This is a genomic window from Billgrantia hypersalina, assembly GCF_052584175.1.
In genome coordinates, this window is record NZ_JBMIQI010000012.1 from 131,877 (window position 1) to 149,506 (window position 17,630).

Annotated in this window: 19 protein-coding genes; 6 read left to right on the top strand and 13 right to left on the bottom strand. The window is 66.3% G+C overall.

The window, feature by feature from the left end:
- Positions 1-81: 81 nt before the first annotated feature.
- Positions 82-594 carry a peptide deformylase gene (def, locus tag ACOJCM_RS11475; RefSeq protein ID WP_445212178.1) on the bottom strand — a complete coding sequence of 171 codons (513 nt, stop codon included), beginning with the start codon at positions 592-594 and terminating at the stop codon, positions 82-84.
- 183 nt (positions 595-777) lie between these two features.
- On the opposite strand from def, the gene ACOJCM_RS11480 reads away from it, so the two are divergent.
- The 5 genes from ACOJCM_RS11480 to aroE all read left to right on the top strand — a co-directional run bounded on the left by ACOJCM_RS11480 (position 778) and on the right by aroE (position 5,408).
- A complete protein-coding gene (locus ACOJCM_RS11480; protein WP_445212179.1) occupies positions 778-1,881 on the top strand; it encodes a LysM peptidoglycan-binding domain-containing protein in 1,104 nt (367 codons plus the stop codon).
- A gap of 44 nt (positions 1,882-1,925) precedes the next feature.
- The gene (dprA, locus tag ACOJCM_RS11485; RefSeq protein ID WP_445212461.1) at positions 1,926-2,993 is read left to right on the top strand and encodes a DNA-processing protein DprA; all 1,068 of its coding nucleotides are present in this window, start codon (positions 1,926-1,928) and stop codon (positions 2,991-2,993) included.
- A gap of 79 nt (positions 2,994-3,072) precedes the next feature.
- Positions 3,073-3,630 carry an L-threonylcarbamoyladenylate synthase gene (locus ACOJCM_RS11490; RefSeq protein ID WP_445212180.1) on the top strand — a complete coding sequence of 186 codons (558 nt, stop codon included), beginning with the start codon at positions 3,073-3,075 and terminating at the stop codon, positions 3,628-3,630.
- Positions 3,631-3,672: 42 nt separating this feature from the next.
- Positions 3,673-4,599 (top strand): oxygen-dependent coproporphyrinogen oxidase, encoded by a 927-nt coding sequence (gene hemF, locus ACOJCM_RS11495; RefSeq protein WP_445212181.1) that lies wholly within the window; start codon positions 3,673-3,675, stop codon positions 4,597-4,599.
- Positions 4,596-5,408, top strand: coding sequence for a shikimate dehydrogenase (gene aroE / locus ACOJCM_RS11500; RefSeq protein ID WP_445212182.1), 813 nt, complete (start codon positions 4,596-4,598; stop codon positions 5,406-5,408). Before hemF ends, aroE begins: the two co-directional genes overlap by 4 nt.
- 3 nt (positions 5,409-5,411) lie before the next feature.
- On the opposite strand, the gene ACOJCM_RS11505 is transcribed toward aroE, so the two are convergent.
- Positions 5,412-5,672: a hypothetical protein gene (locus ACOJCM_RS11505; protein WP_445212183.1), complete on the bottom strand. Its 261-nt coding sequence runs from the start codon at positions 5,670-5,672 to the stop codon at positions 5,412-5,414.
- Positions 5,673-5,745: 73 nt separating this feature from the next.
- The gene (locus ACOJCM_RS11510; protein WP_445212184.1) at positions 5,746-6,546 is read right to left on the bottom strand and encodes a M48 family metallopeptidase; all 801 of its coding nucleotides are present in this window, start codon (positions 6,544-6,546) and stop codon (positions 5,746-5,748) included.
- A 119-nt stretch (positions 6,547-6,665) separates the two neighbouring features.
- Here ACOJCM_RS11510 and ACOJCM_RS11515 point away from each other — a divergent pair, with 119 nt between their 5' ends.
- On the top strand, positions 6,666-7,535 hold the full coding sequence (locus tag ACOJCM_RS11515; RefSeq protein ID WP_445212185.1) for an ATP-binding protein: 870 nt from the start codon (positions 6,666-6,668) through the stop codon (positions 7,533-7,535).
- Here the strand turns inward: ACOJCM_RS11515 and ACOJCM_RS11520 are convergent, their stop codons facing one another.
- From ACOJCM_RS11520 to ndk, 10 genes are all read right to left on the bottom strand, one after another.
- The gene (locus ACOJCM_RS11520; RefSeq protein WP_445212186.1) at positions 7,536-8,174 is read right to left on the bottom strand and encodes a hypothetical protein; all 639 of its coding nucleotides are present in this window, start codon (positions 8,172-8,174) and stop codon (positions 7,536-7,538) included.
- Positions 8,175-8,292: 118 nt separating this feature from the next.
- Positions 8,293-9,696, bottom strand: coding sequence for a ribosome biogenesis GTPase Der (der, locus tag ACOJCM_RS11525; protein WP_445212187.1), 1,404 nt, complete (start codon positions 9,694-9,696; stop codon positions 8,293-8,295).
- Complete coding sequence (gene bamB / locus ACOJCM_RS11530; RefSeq protein ID WP_445212188.1) at positions 9,693-10,859, bottom strand: outer membrane protein assembly factor BamB; 1,167 nt, start codon at positions 10,857-10,859, stop codon at positions 9,693-9,695. Before bamB ends, der begins: the two co-directional genes overlap by 4 nt.
- A complete protein-coding gene (locus tag ACOJCM_RS11535; protein ID WP_445212189.1) occupies positions 10,856-11,500 on the bottom strand; it encodes a YfgM family protein in 645 nt (214 codons plus the stop codon). The genes bamB and ACOJCM_RS11535 overlap by 4 nt, the downstream gene beginning before the upstream one ends.
- A 33-nt stretch (positions 11,501-11,533) precedes the next feature.
- A complete protein-coding gene (gene hisS / locus ACOJCM_RS11540; RefSeq protein ID WP_445212190.1) occupies positions 11,534-12,841 on the bottom strand; it encodes a histidine--tRNA ligase in 1,308 nt (435 codons plus the stop codon).
- 27 nt (positions 12,842-12,868) lie between these two features.
- Positions 12,869-13,984 (bottom strand): flavodoxin-dependent (E)-4-hydroxy-3-methylbut-2-enyl-diphosphate synthase, encoded by a 1,116-nt coding sequence (ispG, locus tag ACOJCM_RS11545; protein WP_445212191.1) that lies wholly within the window; start codon positions 13,982-13,984, stop codon positions 12,869-12,871.
- 5 nt (positions 13,985-13,989) lie between these two features.
- Positions 13,990-14,967: a RodZ domain-containing protein gene (locus tag ACOJCM_RS11550; RefSeq protein WP_445212192.1), complete on the bottom strand. Its 978-nt coding sequence runs from the start codon at positions 14,965-14,967 to the stop codon at positions 13,990-13,992.
- A 31-nt stretch (positions 14,968-14,998) separates the two neighbouring features.
- The gene (pilW, locus tag ACOJCM_RS11555) at positions 14,999-15,724 is read right to left on the bottom strand and encodes a type IV pilus biogenesis/stability protein PilW (RefSeq protein WP_445212193.1); all 726 of its coding nucleotides are present in this window, start codon (positions 15,722-15,724) and stop codon (positions 14,999-15,001) included.
- A gap of 135 nt (positions 15,725-15,859) precedes the next feature.
- Positions 15,860-16,984 carry a 23S rRNA (adenine(2503)-C(2))-methyltransferase RlmN gene (rlmN, locus tag ACOJCM_RS11560; protein WP_445212194.1) on the bottom strand — a complete coding sequence of 375 codons (1,125 nt, stop codon included), beginning with the start codon at positions 16,982-16,984 and terminating at the stop codon, positions 15,860-15,862.
- 74 nt (positions 16,985-17,058) lie between these two features.
- The gene (gene ndk / locus ACOJCM_RS11565; RefSeq protein WP_445212195.1) at positions 17,059-17,484 is read right to left on the bottom strand and encodes a nucleoside-diphosphate kinase; all 426 of its coding nucleotides are present in this window, start codon (positions 17,482-17,484) and stop codon (positions 17,059-17,061) included.
- Between the last annotated feature and the right edge of the window lie 146 nt (positions 17,485-17,630).

Below are 17,630 nucleotides of genomic sequence, written 5' to 3' on the forward strand. Positions count from 1 at the left end.
CCTCATCATAACGGAGGCGGCCGGAAACGACGAAGGCTGACGTAGGACACGTCAGCCTTCGGTGCGATACGTTGCTGGATATCAGGCGGTCTGCATCTGCTTGTGGCGCTTCTGCATCTTCTTGAGGACGCGCTCGCGCTTGAGCGGCGAGAGGTAATCGACGAACAGCACGCCCTCGAGGTGGTCGTACTCATGCTGGATACAGTGGGCCAGCAAACCCTCGGCGTCGAGCTCATAGGGCTTGCCGTCGCGATCCAGCGCCTTGAGATGCACCTTCAGGGCCCGCGGCACCTCGGCGTAGTACTCGGGAATCGACAGGCAACCCTCGGACATCAGCTCGCGCTCTTCTCCGATGGGCGTGTATTCGGGGTTGATCAGCACCAGGGGGTGCTTGCGATCGTCGCTGACGTCCATCACGATCACACGGCGGTGAACGTCCACCTGGGTGGCGGCAAGGCCGATGCCGGAAGCGTCGTACATGGTTTCGAGCATGTCGTCGACCAGCCGGCGCACCTCGTCGTCAACCGCTTCGACCGGCGCTGCCCGGGTGCGCAGTCGTTCGTCGGGAAATTCGAGGATGGGTAATTTGGCCATGGCGTTGGAACCACCGTTATGCTGTCATTCGGGATTGCCCCTATTCTAGGGGGCGGCGGGCCAGGGTGAAACCGCAGGCACGCTTATCACTTCAATAGCATTGGACTATAGCATGGCATGCCGGTTCCCGGCGTGCAGAACGGCGAGTGGGTCGATGGGTGTCAAGGGCAGGGGAGCGAGGGGATGGACGAGAACTCTAAGCGGCGGCGGGCCGGTCCGCTGAGCAGGGCGCTGGCGTGGGCAAGCGGGGCCGTGCTGGCGGCATCGGCGCTGCTGGTCCAGGCCCAAGGCCTGAGCTGGGATCAGGGGCTACGCCGCGATGCGCCGGATCGCTACACGGTGGTACGTGGCGATACCCTGTGGGACATCTCGGGCCGCTTTCTGCGCCATCCCTGGCAATGGCCCGAGGTATGGCAGGTCAACCCGCAGATTCGCAACCCTCACCTGATCTATCCCGGTGACGTGATCTACCTCTACGATTGCGACGGCCGCCCCTGCCTGGGGCTCGAGCGCGGCCAGGGCGTGGTTCGGCTCTCGCCCGAGGTGCGCCGCGTCCCCGTTCGCGAGGCGATCGAGCCGATTCCGCTGGATACGGTGCGCCATTTTCTGCGCGAGCACCGGGTGGTGGACGACCCCGAGGCGCTGGACGAGCTGGCCTACGTGGTGGCCGGCGACGATCGGCGCATCATCAGCGGTGCCGGCGATCGCGTCTACGCCCGCGGCGAGCTGCAGCCCGGCTTGCGCTATGGCATCTACCGCATCGGCGAGCGCTACCGCGATGCCGCCACCGGCGAGGTGCTGGGTCTGGAGCTGGTCAGCATCGGGCGTGCCCGGGCCGAGCGTAGCGAGGAGGGTATCGCCGTGATGACGCTGCTCTCCGCCAACCAGGAGGTGCGCAGCGAGGACATCGTACTGCCGTTGGAAGAGCGCGAATTGGTCAGCGAGTTCATCCCCCGCGCGCCGGAGCATGAGGTCCAGGGCACCATCCTGGCGGTCCCGGGAGGGGTGCGCTTCATCGGCCGGCTGCAGGTGGTGGCGCTCGACCGGGGGCGGCGCGACGGCCTGGAGACGGGGCACGTACTGCAGGTCGAGCAGCAGGGCGAGCGCGTCGTCGACCCGCGCGACGGCGAGGCACTGCGCCTGCCGGGCACCGATGCCGGCCTGATCATGGTCTTCCGGCCCTACGAGAAGATGAGCTACGGCCTGGTGATGCAGGCGACCCGTTCGCTGGAAGTCGGCGATCGCATCCACAACCCCCGCCGCGGGGTGGGGGTGGCACAGCGGTGAGCGAAGGGCAACTGGCACCGAGCCCGCGCGACTGGCTGGCGCTGATGCGGCTGCCCGGCATGGGCGCCGCGCGATTGGCAGACATCGTCTCCGTCGCTCCGGATTGGCCCGCCGGCTGGCTGGCGCGCTTGCCGCGACAGGCAGCCACCGCGCTGCGGCTATGGCTCGACCATCCGGCACGCAGCCCGCTGGCTCAGGCGGTCGAGGCCGACCTGGCTTGGCTGGCGGCTTCACCCGAGCGGCATCTGCTTCACCCGGGGCACACCGCCTGGCCTGCGTTGCTCGAACAGATTGCCGATCCGCCGCCCGTGCTCTGGGCGCTCGGCGACCTGATGGCCCTGGAGCCGCCCGGACTGGCCATCGTCGGCTCGCGCCGACCCACGCGAGAGGGCTTGGGCAATGCCGCGGCATTCGGCCGGGAGCTTGCCAGCCGTGACTGGTGCGTGGTGAGCGGGCTGGCACTGGGCATCGACGGAGCCGCCCAGCAAGCTGCCCTCGAAGCCGGCGGACGCAGCGTGGCGGTATTGGGCTGCGGCGTCGACGTCATCTATCCGCCGCGCCATGCGCGGCTTTATCAACAGCTGCTTGAGTGCGGCGGGCTGATTCTCTCGGAGCACCCGCCCGGCACTCAGGCGCGACCAGGCTTCTTTCCACGCCGCAACCGTATTGTCACCGGCATCTCGCTGGGCGTACTGGTAGTGGAAGCCGCCGAGAAGAGCGGCTCGCTGGTCAGTGCACGGCTGGCGATGGAACAGAATCGCGAGGTCTTTGCCTTGCCCGCTTCGATCCACAACCCCCAGGCCCGCGGCTGCCTGAAGCTGATACGCCAGGGAGCGGTGCTGGTGCGTCATGTCGACGATATCCTCGAGGAGCTGAGTCAATGGGCGGTCGCGGCGGTTCCGCTCCCGCCCCAGGAAGAGACGAGTCGCGAACACGGCGCCGCAGACCCGCTGCTGCGCTGGCTGAGCGACTCACCGTCACCCCTCGATGCCCTGGTGAACCTGACCGGCCTGGCCGTGCCCGACTGCCAGCGGCGTCTACTCGAGCTGGAGCTTGAAGGCCGTGCCGCCCAGGCCCCCGGCGGCTGGGTACGCCTGCCTGACAGTGCCTAGCCATGCTAGCATTGGGTCTTTCGATCGCCGTGGTGACTTGGCCTCGGCTGATATGGCTACCTTGCCTTGCAGGAGAATCATGAACGTGGCCGACACATTCGATGCTGCCGCGGCTGCGCTGCGTGCAGGCGGCGTGATTGCCTACCCGACCGAGGGCGTTTGGGGATTGGGTTGCGATCCCGACAGCGACGCGGCCTTGGCGCACCTGCTGCGGCTCAAGCAGCGTGACCCGGCCAAGGGACTCATTCTCGTCGCCGCTTCCATCGAGCAGTTCGCACCCTGGCTCGAAGGCCTGGCACCGGAGCTGCATGCACCCCTCGTTGCCAGCTGGCCGGGCCCCAATACCTGGCTGGTGCCTGACAACGGCCGCAGTCATGCGCTGGTACGCGGGGCCCATGACTGCGTGGCACTGCGGGTCAGTGATCATCCTGGTGTCGTGGCCTTGTGCCGCGCCTTCGGTGGGCCGATTGTCTCGACCTCGGCCAACCGGGCCAGCGAGCCATCGGCCATGAGCGCCATCGAGGTCAAGGCGATATTCGGCGACGCACTCGATGCCATCGTCGAAGGCGAACTGGGTGGCCTCGACCGGCCCAGCACGATCCGCGACCTGCGTAGCGGCCGGGTGCTTCGCGCCTGAGGGCGTTGACGAACCCTGCACTCGGCGAATTAGGGAGGAGTCATGGCGCAGGCCAATCTCGAGACGGTGAAACGCTACCTGCTCGACCTGCAGGACCGGCTATGTGCCGGCCTTGCCAGCGAAGATGGTGGAGCCGACTTTCGTGAGGAGAGCTGGCAGCGCGAGGCGGGCGGTGGCGGTCGCTCGCGAGTGATGGAACACGGCCGGGTCTTCGAGAAGGGAGGGGTCAACTTCTCCCATGTCCACGGCGACCGGCTTCCGCCTTCGGCAACAGCCGCCCGGCCCCAGCTCGCAGGACGCAGCTTTCATGCGGTAGGGGTGTCCTGGGTGCTGCACCCCGAAAACCCTCACGTGCCCACCAGCCACGGTAACGTGCGCTTCTTCATCGCCGAAAAGGAGGGCGAGCCGCCGGTTTGGTGGTTCGGCGGCGGCTTCGACCTGACGCCATATTACCCGGTGCACGAGGACGTGCTGCACTGGCACCGGGTCGCCCGCGATGCCTGCGCCCCCTTCGGCCCCGAGATCTATCCGCGCTTCAAGGCGTGGTGCGACGATTATTTCTACCTCAGGCACCGCGATGAGACACGCGGTGTTGGCGGGTTGTTCTTCGACGATTTCAACGAGTGGGGATTCGCCGATTGCTTCGCCTTTCAGCGAGCGGTGGGTGATGCCTTTCTCGACGCCTACCTGCCTATCGTGCAGCGCCGCCGCGACACGCCCTGGAGCGAGCGCGAGCGTGATTTCCAGCTCTATCGACGCGGGCGCTACGTGGAGTTCAACCTGGTGTGGGATCGCGGCACCCTGTTCGGCCTGCAGAGCGGTGGGCGCACCGAATCGATCCTGATGTCGATGCCGCCGTTGGCGCGCTGGGAGTATGGCTGGCAGCCCGAGCCGGGCAGCGCCGAGGAGGTACTCTACCGTGACTACCTGCGCCCTCGTGACTGGTTGGGTGAAGAGGAGCCTTCATGACAGACCGCTACTGTGTCTTCGGCAATCCCATTTCGCATTCCAAGTCGCCGACGATCCATACGGCCTTCGCCGAGCAGACCGGTGAGACTCTCGAGTACACCGCCATCGCGGCGCCGCTGGACGACTTCGCCGGCGCCTGGCGCCGCTTCGCGGCGGAAGGGGGGCGGGGGGCCAATGTCACCGTGCCCTTCAAGGAGGCCGCCTTCCACCTCTGCGACACCCTGAGCTTGCGCGCCCAGCGTGCCGGAGCGGTGAACACTTTGTCGCTGGGCAAGAACGGCCTCACCTATGGCGATACCACCGATGGGGTCGGCCTGGTAGCCGATCTGCAGCACCATGGCGTGGCGCTGGCTGGCGCTCGCGTCCTCGTGCTGGGCGCGGGCGGGGCGGTGCGCGGCGTGCTCGAGCCGCTGCTGGCATCGCGGCCGGCGAGTGTCCTCATTGCCAACCGCACGCCGGCCAAGGCAACGGCGCTGGCTCAGGATTTCGCCGACTTGGGCGAGATCGGGGGAGGGGGGTTCGATGCCGTAACGGGGCCGTTCGACCTGGTGATCAACGGTACCAGCGCCAGCCTGGCCGGTGAGCTACCGCCGCTTCCCGACCAGCTGTTCGCCGAGGACGCCACGGCCTACGACATGATGTACGGTGCCGAACCGACCGTGTTCCTGCGCTGGGCCGAAGCGCGAGGCGGGCGCACCCTCGATGGGCTCGGCATGTTGGTGGAACAGGCTGCGGAGTCGTTCTTTCTGTGGCGACACAAACGCCCCGAGACGGGGCCGGTGCGCGAGGCGCTGCGCAGGTCCCTGTAGGGCTCAGCGTCTTTTGACGTAGAGCCCCAGCATGCACATCACGACTCCGGCCAGCGACAGCAGCATGCCGCCGTTGACCAGCCAGGGCAGGCGCTCTATCCAGGGCACGAAGGCCTGGGGCGACTCACGGCACGCGCCCTCCAGGTAGTCCCAGTGCCCGCCCTGGATCAGGGTACACTCGCGCACGCTGCTGAATTCCCAGAAATAGACGCCCAACAACACGAAGATGGGGAGGATCAACAGTAGCAATCCCAGGCGTAGCATCAGCGCTCCATGAAATGAATCGGGTTTGGGCAGGCGCTGATAGATATCGAGCGCAGCAACTTATCAGCGTTTCCTAGGGACGTGAGCAGTTCGGCTGTCGCCCCGCCTCGCGTGCCTGCTCGTAGCGCGCCAGAGCATTGTCCATCTCCGCCTGAAGGCCCTGGATGCGCTGGCCGTGGCTGGGGTGGGTGGACATCCACTCGGGTGGGCTCGAGCCGCCCTGGCCGCCCATATTCTCCCACAGCGCGATGCTGGCGCGTGGGTCGAACCCGGCGTCGGCCATCAGGCGCAGGCCGACCACGTCGGCTTCGCTCTCGTGGCGGCGTGAGAAAGGCAGCAGGATACCGTACTGGGCGCCGAGACCGAGCGCGCCCATCAGTTGCTCGCCACCGGGGCCTTCGAGGCCGGCCGCCGACGACAGCACCGACAGGGCGAGCTGGGTCGAGGTCTGGGTCGAGACCCGCTCGTTGGCATGGCGAGCCAGCACATGACCGATCTCGTGGCCGATCACCGAGGCGAGCTGGTCCTGGTTGGTGGCGATGTCGAGCAGACCGGTATTGACGCCCATGTAGCCGCCGGGCAGGGCGAAGGCGTTGGCTTGCTCGGATTCGAAGACACGGATCTGCCAATTCTTGTCGCGCTCCTGCTCGGGCAGCACCTCGACAATGGCACTGGCTACGCATTCGGCGTAGCGCTGCTGGGCCTGGCCGGCCGGAGGCAGGTCCTGCTGATACTGCTCAAAGGCTTGTTGGCCCATCTGATTGAGCTGATCGTCCGACATCAGCGTCAGCTGCTGGCGGCCGGTCGGCGAAGTGGTACAGGCGGAAAGGGTCAGGGCCAGGGTGGCCACGGCAGCACAGCGAATCCAGCGCATTTTCGATCCTCGTTCGTTCAGATCCCTTGAGACCCTGGACGGGGGTAACGGTTCGCCACAAGATACCCCGAACGAGCACAAGGTCAACTGTGAACGGTGGAATTCCCAAGGAGATGCCAATGGATGACGAGCTGAGCAGACGCCTGAGCCGGCTGCTGGACCACGTGGAGCACTGGCTGCCGCCCGCCCCGCAGGAGGTCGACTGGACCCGCGACGTGGCCGCATTGTGGCAACGTCATGTGCTGGGCGGGAGGCTCCTGCCGGTACCTCCCCGCGACGCCCTGTCGCTCGACGACCTGCTGGGCATCGAGCGCCAGAAGCTGGCGCTGGTCGACAATACCCGGGCTTTCCTGAAGGGGCTGCCGGCCAATCATGCCCTGCTATGGGGTTCCCGCGGCAGCGGCAAGTCATCGCTGATCCGTGCCCTGCTCAACAGCCTGGCGCCGCAGGGGCTGCGCCTGGTGCAGGTGGATCGCCATGACCTGGCCGGCCTGCCCATTCTGGTCGAGCAGCTGCGCCGTCAGCCGCATCGCTTCGTCGTCTACTGCGACGACCTCTCCTTCGAAGGCCACGATGACGCCTACAAGGCGCTCAAGAGCGTACTCGACGGCGCGCTCACCGGTCCGCCACCCAATGTCCTGCTTTATGCCACCTCGAATCGCCGCCACCTGCTGCCGGAGTCGCTGGCCGACAATGCGGACACGCGACTGGTCGGGGAAGAGCTTCACCATGGCGATGCAGTCGAGGAGAAGATCTCGCTCTCCGATCGCTTCGGTCTCTGGCTCGGCTTCTACCCCTTCAGCCAGGACACCTTTCTGGAGGCTTGCTGCCACTGGGTCACGCAGCTGGGAAGCGCACAGGACTGGAGCGCCGAGGCGCGCGCCGAGGCGATCCGCTTTGCCACGCTGCGCGGCGGACGCAGCGGCCGGGGGGCCTGGCAGTTCGCTTGCCAGTGGGTCGGTCGCCGCCGCCTCCACGCCGGGGATTGATCAGCGCTGCGGCTTCAGCTCGCCATCCTGACCCACGGCGAAACGCAGCGTCGGCGTCCAGAGCCCGGCGGGCAGGGTCACGCCCAGGCCGCGCAAGCTGCCTGGCGTGATGGCCAGTTCGCTGCCGGCAGGCAGCTCGCCCTGGCTTGCCAGCTGGGTGGCGAGTTCCACCATGGGCGCGAGCCGCCTGCTGTCCGTGGCCAGCACGTCGAAGGCCACGGGCAGGCGCAGGCGGGCGTCGTCGCCTGAGGTCAGCGTCACGTCCTGCTGATAGTTGCCGCTGACCGGCTCGGCGCCAGGCACGTCCAATGTCCACCGGAAGCCCGACATCTCGACCGCCGGCATGCCGGCCGGCAGCGACAGGCCCATGGCCAGGGTGGCCTGCACGGGCAGGCTGCCCATGCCGAGGCTCGAGGCGATCAACGAGGCAACATCGCTGGTGTCGAGCCCCGCATTGACCGTGTAGGGGCCGATGCGCACTTCCTCTACGCCCAGCGAAGTTACTGCCAGGCGGAAGGCGAACAGGCCGGTTTGAGGGAGGGCGAGACAGCCGGCGAGCAGCGTGGCCAGGCTCAGCGGGATGAGCAGGCGCGAGCGACGGCGCGGTAGCACGAACGGCAGCATACGGCTCAGGAACATGGGCTCCTCCTGTAGGGTGAAGCGGATCAGTCGATGGGGGGTGGCAGGGTAGTCCAGGAGGGCCTACCAGTGGACGTTCGATGTCCGGCCTGGCGGCCGGACACCTGGCGGATGGGGTTCAGCGGCGTTTGTTCCGGGCGGCGCGGGTACGTCCCAGTTCGCGCTGCTTGGCCTTCTCGCGATCGCTGGCGTCAGCCAGCGGGTCGAACGGATTCTTGCCGGAGCGGAACTCGAAGCGGATCGGCGTGCCGCGTACCTTCAGCACCTTGCGGAAGGTATTGGTCAGGTAGCGCTTGTAGGCCTCGGGCAGGGCCTCGGTCTGGTTGCCGTGAACGACGATGATCGGCGGATTGCTGCCGCCCTGGTGGGCCATGCGCAGCTTGATGCGACGGCCGTGAACCAGCGGCGGGGGATGCTGGCTGACGGCGTCCTGCAGCAGGGTGGTGAGCCGGTTGGTGGACCAGTGGCTGTTGGCGGAGGCGAAGGCGCGTTCGATGGAGGGATAGAGATCGCCAACGCCGGTGCCGTGCAGCGCCGAGATGAAGTGCAGGTCGGCGTAGTCGGCGAAGCCCAGGCGACGTTTGATGGCGGCGCGCATCTTCTCCTTGGCCTCGTGCTCCAGGCCGTCCCACTTGTTCACCGCCAGTACCAGGGCAGGGCCGGTGGTCAGCACATAGTCGAGCAGGTGCAGGTCCTGCTCCACCAGGCCGCTGCGGGCATCGAGTACCAGGATCGCGACGTGGCACTCCTTGATCGCTTCAAGCGTCTTGATGATCGAGAACTTCTCGGCAACCTCGCTGACGTTCTTGCGTCGCCGCACGCCGGCGGTATCGATCAGCACGTAGGGCTTGCCGCGCCGCTCGAAGGGAATCTCGATGGCATCGCGGGTGGTGCCGGCCTCGTCGAAGACCACCACCCGCTCCTCGCCGAGCAGGCGGTTGACCAGCGTCGACTTGCCCACGTTGGGCCGTCCAATGACGCCGATGCGGATGCCCTTGGTGCCGGTATCCGCCGGAATGCTCAGGTCGCGCTCGGGGAAGGGGGCCAGCACCTCCTCGATCAGGCTGGTGACGTTGCGCCCGTGGGCGGCGGCAATGGGGCGAGGATCGCCGAGCCCCAGCTGCCAGAAGTCGGCCATGGCCGAATGCTCTTCCAGCCCGTCGGTCTTGTTGACCACCAGCCAGGTCTTCTTCTGGTTGACCCGCAGGTGGTTGGCAATGGCTTCGTCGGCCACGTGGAGGCCGGCGCGGGCATCCACCAGAAACAGCACGATATCGGCCTCGTCGATGGCCGCCAGGGACTGCTCGGCCATGGCGGCATCGATGCCCTCTTCGTCGCCGCTGATGCCGCCGGTATCGATGACCGTATACGCCTTGTCGCCGAGCATGCCGTTACCGTACTTGCGGTCACGGGTGAGCCCGGGGAAGTCCGCCACCAAGGCGTCGCGGCTGCGGGTCAGGCGGTTGAACAGGGTCGACTTGCCCACGTTGGGGCGGCCGACCAGGGCGATAACGGGGGTCATCGTGCGATGTCCAGTGCTTCCAGGCGGCCGTTGTTGCTCAGCACGTAGATGCGACGGAAGTCAGTGACCGGACGCACGCTGATGCCGGAGCCGTCGATCCGCGTACGCGCGGTGAAGCGGCCATTCTGGGTGTCGATCAGATGCACGTAGCCCTCGAAGTCGCCCACCACCACGTTGCCGTCGGCAAAGGCGGGCGCAGTCAACCAACGCCCCTCGAGGTCGCGGTTTTGCCAGATCTCTTCGCCGCTGCCTGCGTCGTAGGCGGTGACGTGGCTGGCTTCGTTGACCGTGAACAGGCGATCGCCCACCAGGACCGGCGTCTGATGGCTGGAGTGCTCACGCTCCCACAGAACCTCGCCGCTCTGCGCTTCCAGCGCCACCAGGCGACCGTTGTAGCTGGTCACGTAGAGGCGGCCGTCTGGTGTCAGTACCGGTTGGCCGCGCAGATCGACCATGCGGTCGATCTCGCTGCGACCGCGCGGCACGGCAATGCGGCGTTCCCAAAGGGTCTGCCCGCTGCGGTTGTCCAGCGTGGCCAGGCGACCGTTGGCGAAGCCGACGAAGGTCACCGGGTCGATCACCATCGGCGTGCCGGTGCCGCGCAGGGTGAGGGCGGGCTCGGTAGTGGTATGCGCCCAGCGCTCATCGCCGGTACGGCGATCCAGTGCGGTGACGGCACCATCCACGCTCTGCACGATGAGAAGCTCGTTGTTGGGCTGCGGCGGGGCCAGCACCTCGCTGGAGACGCGGGCGCGCCAGGTCACTTCGCCATCGGACTGGTTCAGCGCCAGGACCTCGCCATTGCGCGTGCCGAGGTAGACCTGGCCGGCAACGGCGGTCAGGCCGCTGGAGACGCCGACGTCGAGGTCGGTCTGCCAACGGCGTTCGCCGCTCTCGGCTTCGACTGCCATGACCCGGCCGCGCTCGTCGGCGGCATAAATGACGCCACCATCCAGTGACGGCGAAATCGGGTAGACGGCGCGGCCCAGTCCCTTGCCGACCCGCTGGCGCCAATCGGTGTCGAGCTCGGCACGGGCCTCGAAGCTTTGCAGCTCCTTGGGACTGTAGCGCGGTTCCGCCTTGTTGGCGCAGCCGGCCAGCAGGCCGAGGGCCAGCGCCCCCGCCAGGGCCAGGGTGGACTTGCGAGAAAAGATGGTCTTCATAGCGTGGCCTCTTCGACACCCAGGTCGTCGAGCTTGAGCTGGACGCCATAGATCGGCTGATCGTTTTGTTCGGCGACGGCGAGCGCTTCCTGCCAGGCCTGGCGGGCTTCGTCGCGCCGGCCCAGGTCGCGCAGGGCGTCACCGCGCACGTCGGCTTGCTGTGCCGCCAGAGCGGCCGGTATGTCCCGTGCCAGCGTATCGAGCGCGGCCTCGGCATCGCCGGTGGCCACCTGCAGCCGGGCCAGGCGCAGGCGCGCCAGGCCCTGTATGTAGTCGCGTCCGCTGGTTTCGATTACGCCTTCGAGTACCTGACGGGCTTCGTCCAGGTTCCCTTCGTCGACGGCGAGCCGGGCGTCGATCAGTCGCGCCAGGTCGGCGTACAGGGTGCGGCCGTGGTTGTCGGTGATCTCGGCAACGAGGTTGCGGGCTTCGTCGCTCTCGCCGCTGTCGGTGAGGTTGATCAGCTCCTGATAGTTCATCGAGGCCGCCTGGGCCTGATTGTCCTGGTAGTTCTGCCAAGCATTCCAGCCCACCACGCCGGCGATTGCGATGGCAACGCCGGCGATCAGCGAGGTGCCGTTCTCCTTCCACCAGCGCTTGATGGCTTCAAGCTGCTCTTCTTCGGTTCTCAGCTCCGCCACGGGCGGTCTCCTTTCATACAGTATGCGGTACGGTCAGGCACGCTCGCCGTTGATCAGGTCGGCGAGGCTCCCGGTCAGAGCCTCCTGCGCCAAGCTCAACTGCTCGCGCTCCTCGCGCAGGAACTTCAGCGTGGCGCTGCCCTGGGCCAGCTCATCCTCGCCCAGCAGCAGCGCCAGCCGGGCCCCGCTGCGATCGGCCTTCTTGATACGGCTCTTGAAACTGCCTCCGCCGCAGTGCAACTGCAGGCGCAGCGAGGGAAGCTCGCTACGCAGCCTTTCGGCCAGCAGCATTGCCCGGGCGGTGGCGCCATCATCCATGGGCAGAACGTAGAGGTCCAGCTCGCCCAGGGCGGCCTCGGGTATCAGGTCGAGGGTCTCGAGCAGCAATATCAGGCGCTCGATGCCCATGGCGAAGCCCACCGCGGGGGTCGGCTTGCCGCCGAGTTGCTCGACGAGGCCGTCGTAGCGGCCACCGGCGCAGACCGTGCCCTGGCTGCCCAGCGCCGTGGTGGTCCACTCGAATACGGTGCGGCAGTAGTAGTCGAGACCACGCACCAGGCGCGGGTTGATCACGTAGTCGATGCCGGCGGCCTCGAGCAGGGCGGTGAGGCCTTCGAAGTGCTCACGGGAGGCGTCGTCGAGGTGGTCCATCAGCCGGGGCGCGTCGGCCAGCATCGGCGCCATGTCAGGGTTCTTCGAGTCGAGGATACGCAGCGGATTGCTGGCGAGACGACGCAGCGAATCCTCGTCGAGCTGGTCGCGATGCTGTTCGAAGTAAGCCACCAGCTTGTCGCGATAGGCGGCGCGCGCCTCGTTGGAGCCCAGCGAATTGAGTTCCAGGGTGACGTGATCGATGAGGCCCAGCTCCTGCCACAGACGCGCCGACAGTAAAATCACTTCGGCATCGATATCCGGCCCCTCCAGCCCGAAGGCTTCCAGACCGACCTGGTGGAACTGCCGGTAGCGCCCCTTCTGAGGACGCTCGTGGCGAAACATCGGGCCCTGGTACCACAGGCGCTGGGTCTGGTTGTGCAGCAGGCCGTGCTCCATGGCGGCCCGTACACAGCTCGCCGTGCCCTCGGGACGCAGCGTCAGGCTGTCGCCGTTACGGTCCTCGAAGGTGTACATCTCCTTCTCGACAATGTCGGTGACTTCACCGATGGAACGGGCGAACAGCGCCGTCTGCTCAACGATGGGCGTACGGATCTCGGCATAGCCATAGCGCCTCATCAGCGCCTGGACCGTGCCCTCGAAGTATTGCCACAGGGCGGACTGCCCCGGCAGCAGGTCATTCATGCCGCGGATGGCCTGGATCTTCTTGATGCTCTCGGACTTGCTCAACGGTGGCTCCTTGATGGTCGAAGGCGCTCAGGCCTCGCGGGCGATCACGTCCTTCTCGGCCTGTTCCTTCTCGCGCACCTTCGCGCGGATCAGGGCCTCGAGATCGTCGACCAGGTGTTCATTGCGCAGCTTGGACGCGGGCTTGCCATCGATGTAGACGAGGTTGGCGGGGCTGCCGCCGGTCAGGCCGATGTCGCTCTCCTTGGCCTCGCCAGGGCCATTCACCACGCAGCCGATCACCGAGACGTCGAGCGGCGTCATGATGTCCTCGAGACGCTCCTCGAGCGCGTTCATGGTACCGATGACGTCGAAGTTCTGGCGCGAGCAGCTGGGGCAGGCGACGAAGTTGATGCCCTTGCTGCGCAGGCGCAGGCTCTTGAGCATGTCGTAGCCGACCTTGATCTCCTCCACCGGATCGGCGGCAAGCGAGACGCGAATGGTATCGCCAATGCCGTCCATCAGCAGCATGCCAAGGCCGATGGAGGACTTGACGGTACCCGAGCGCAGCCCGCCGGCCTCGGTGATCCCCAGATGCAGCGGCTGCTCGATCAACTTGGCCAACTGGCGATAGGCGGCGACGGCCATGAACACGTCGCTGGCCTTGACGCTGACCTTGTATTCCTGGAAATCGAGGCGGTCGAGATGATCGATGTGACGCATGGCCGATTCGACCAGCGCTTCCGGTGTGGGCTCGCCGTACTTGCGCTGCAGCTCCTTCTCCAACGAGCCGGCGTTGACGCCGATACGGATCGGGATGCCGTTGTCGCGGGCGGCGCCGACCACGGCACGAACGCGCTCCTCCTTGCCGATGTTGCCAGGATTGATGCGCAGGCAGTCGACGCCGAGCTCAGCGACGCGCAGGGCGATCTTGTAGTCGAAGTGGATATCGGCCACCAGCGGTACGTTGACCTGCCGTTTGATGCGGCCGAAGGCCTCGGCGGCGTCCATGGTCGGCACCGAGACACGCACGATATCGGCACCGGCGGCCTCCAGGCGTTCGATCTGCGCCACCGTGGCGGCCACGTCCAGGGTGTCGGTGTTGGTCATGCTCTGCACCGAGATCGGCGCATCGCCACCGACCGGCACCTTGCCGACGTGGATCTGGCGCGATTTACGGCGAACGATGGGCGATGGGGAATGCATAGGCATCACTCTCCCAGAGTGAATCGGGCGACATTGTTGGCCCCGGCGCGAGCGGGCAGGTCGACGCGCTCCCCGGCCCAGGTCAGTTCGACGGCAGAGGCGTTGCCGACGGTCAGTCGGAACGGAGGCTCTCCTTCGACGGTTGCCGTGGTGCCGGGTTCCTGAAGGCCGACGAAGACGCGGCGATTGCTGGCATCGAAGATCTCGGTCCACGACTGTTCGTTGAAGGTCAATTCAAGCGTGCGTCGATCGCTGGGCGGTGCCGCTTCAGCCACCTGCGGTTCTTCCTCGCTCACGATCGGCGGATCGGCAGGCGCCTCGGCACTGGCTTCATCTTCAATGGCCGGCTCCTCTTCGCTCATGCTCGCAATGATTTCGGCCCCGGTGGGGTCGACTTCGCCGAGTGAAGGCGCGGTTTCCTCGCCGATCGGGTCGACACCCTCCACCGGCACGGGCGGCAGGGATTCCTCGACCTCTGGCTGCGGCTCTTCCTCGATGGTGGTGGTGCCATCCAGCGTCTCGACCGAGACCGGCTCGCTGTCGTCGACCTCGGGGGCTTCGTTGCCGTCCCGGCTCTGCCACCACACCAGCGTCAGGCCGATCAATCCGGCGATCACCAGCAAGGTCACCAGCTTGAACAGCCAGGCGCCGATGCGCGAAGGGGGGCGGGTGACCTGGACCGGGGTGACGCGCTGCTCGTTCTCCTGGGTGGCGAAGCGATCCGCATAGGCCTGCAGCACGGGCCTGTCATCCATGCCCAGCAGCCGGGCATAGGCGCGCAGGTAGCCGCGACGATAGGTGGCAACCGGTACTTGCTCGTAGTTGTCCTCCTCCATTCCGATGACCACGGCGGGGCGCAAGTTCAGCGCCGTCGCGACCTCTTCGAGCGACAGCCCTTGCGTTTCACGCTCACGGCGCAGCATCTCCCCGGGATAGGCCGGGGTCGCGAGGCCGACGGCATCAATGTCATGATTTTCGCTCATGGCTGAGCATCCTTCGTCTTGGAGTCGTTAATCAAGGTGCGTCACGCTGGGTGTCAGGGCCGGGGGTGACGTTCGAGTTTTGTGCGCCGCCGGCAGCGATCTGCCTGGCCAGCGCCTGGGCATCCGGCGTCATGCCGGCAAGCCCGACGAAAACTTCCAGTTGCTGTCTGGCGCGATCAAGGTTGCCCTGGGCAAGCTCCAGCTCCGCCAGGGTGAAGTAACTTCTGGGGTTGCGTGGATCGAGGCTTCGTGCACGCTCCAGGCTTTGGCGTGCCCTCTCGATCTCGCCGAGTTCCCAATGGCATTGCCCGAGGTTGGCGAACAGCTGGGCGCGGTTGGCATAGCGCGTATCCCGCGAGGCCGCTTCGAGCTGTTCGCAGGCGCGCTGCACCTGGCCGTTGTCGTAAAGGAACACGGCATAATTGTTGCGCGCGCGACTATTGCCGGGGTCGGCCGCGATGGCGCGCTGGAACATTTCGTCGGCCTGCTGCCGCTCGCCCTGGCGCTGATAGACGATGGCCATCGCCTGCAGCGCCTCGGGGTCGTCGGGCGAGCGTTCCAGGGCGCGGTTGAGCGCTGCCATGGCTCGGGGAAGATTGCCTCGCTCGAGGTACGCCATGCCCAGCTCGGTGAAGGCCTCGGCCGGCTCTCCCTCGGGCTGCTCGGATTGACTGGCGCAGCCGGCAAGCCACAACGATCCCACCATCAAGGCTACCAGCGGCATGCTTCGGCTTGGCAGAGGGGGGAAGCGCGTCATGGCATCCTCATGGTCGGGCCTGTCGGGCTGTGGGTGTCTTGCGTGCCTGGCGCCCCGTGGGCGCTGACCCGGGGCAAAAAAAAGCCTGTCCATCAAAGCGCCGTGACGTGTTGAAGTCAAGGCGAGGCCCCCGCTTCAGTCGGCGTCGATCTGGATCGAGCGTATATAACGTTCGTGACGCCGGGTGCGGTCTTTCACGCGTCCTACCAGTTGGCCGCAGGCCGCATCGATATCATCGCCGCGGGTGCTGCGGATCGGCGCCGTATAGCCCAGCTCATAAAGCCACTGCTGGAAGCGCATCACCTGGTTGCGCGACGGCTTCTCGTAGCCGGAGTGGGGAAACGGATTGAACGGGATCAGGTTGATCTTGCAAGGCAGCTCACGCAACAGCTCGGCAAGCTGACTGGCGTGCTCCTGCTGGTCGTTGATGTCCTTGATCACCGTATACTCGATCGTGACCATGCGCGTGTCGTCGCACTTGGCCAGGTAGCGGTGACAGGCATCCAGCAGGGTGCGGATGTTGTACTTGCGGTTGAGCGGCACCAGCTCATTGCGCAGTTCGTCGGTGGCGGCGTGCAGCGAGATGGCCAGGCTCACGTCGAGTTCGTCGCCGAGCTTGTCGAGCATCGGCACCACCCCCGAGGTCGACAGGGTCACACGGCGCTTGGAAAGGCCGTAGCCGTTGTCGTCGAGCATCAGCTTCATCGCCGGGACGACATTGTCGTAGTTCAGCAGCGGCTCGCCCATACCCATCATCACCACGTTGGTAACCGGGCGGTTGGCGGTATCCTTGCGCGGGCCCACGCTGCGTTGGGCGACCCACACCTGGCCGATGATCTCGGCGGCGGTGAGGTTTCGCTGGAACCCCTGCTTGCCGGTAGAGCAGAAGCTGCAGTCGAGCGAACAGCCCACCTGTGACGAGACGCAGAGGGTGCGACGCTTGCCGTTGTCGGCCGGAATCAGCACCGTCTCCACGTAGCTGCCATCCTCCACCTCCAGCACCCACTTTCGCGTGCCGTCGCTGGACGTGCCTTCATAGACCACGCCGGGGCCACGGATCTCGGCTACCTCGGCAAGCCGTTGACGCAACGCCTTCGAAAGGTTGGTCATGGCCTCGAAGTCGTCGCAGCCCTCGTGGTGAATCCACTTCATCACCTGGGCGGCACGGAACTTCTTCTCGCCGATGGAGAGAAAGAAGGTTTCCATCTCCTCGCGCGTCATGCCGAGCAGGTTGGTACGTTGGGCGGTGGTAGCGGTCATGGCATCACGTAGATCGGGGCGGGACGAGGGCGGGGGCTGAAGCACCCCCGCGGAATGCACGGTCGGCCGAAGCCTCAGCGTGAATGAATCTCGTCGGCATTGAAGAAATAGGCCACTTCACGCTCAGCCGAGGCCGGCGAGTCGGAGCCGTGCACGGCGTTGGCATCGATGGTCTCGGCGAAATCGGCACGGATGGTGCCCGGCGCGGCTTCCTTGGGATTGGTGGCGCCCATCAACTCACGGTTCTTGGCGATGGCATCGTCACCTTCCAGCACTTGAATCACCACCGGACCGGAGGTCATGAAGCCCACCAGATCCTTGAAGAAGGGGCGCTCCTTGTGCTCGGCATAGAAACCACCGGCCTGCTCTTCCGACAGGTGCAGCATCTTGGCCGCGACGACCTTGAGACCGGCCTTCTCGAAGCGGGAGATGATCTCGCCGATGGCATTCTTGGCGACGGCGTCGGGCTTGATGATGGAGAGGGTGCGTTCAGTTGCCATGGGGGCCTCTTCGTTGATAGTGGACTGACGGTTCGAATGTGCTAGCGCCACGCCGCACCTGCTCCCGCAAGGAGTCGGTACGGCGCGGCGCTAAAGGGTTCGGATGCGCTCGCCGTCGCTGCCCTGGGCTTCGTGGGCGATGGGCA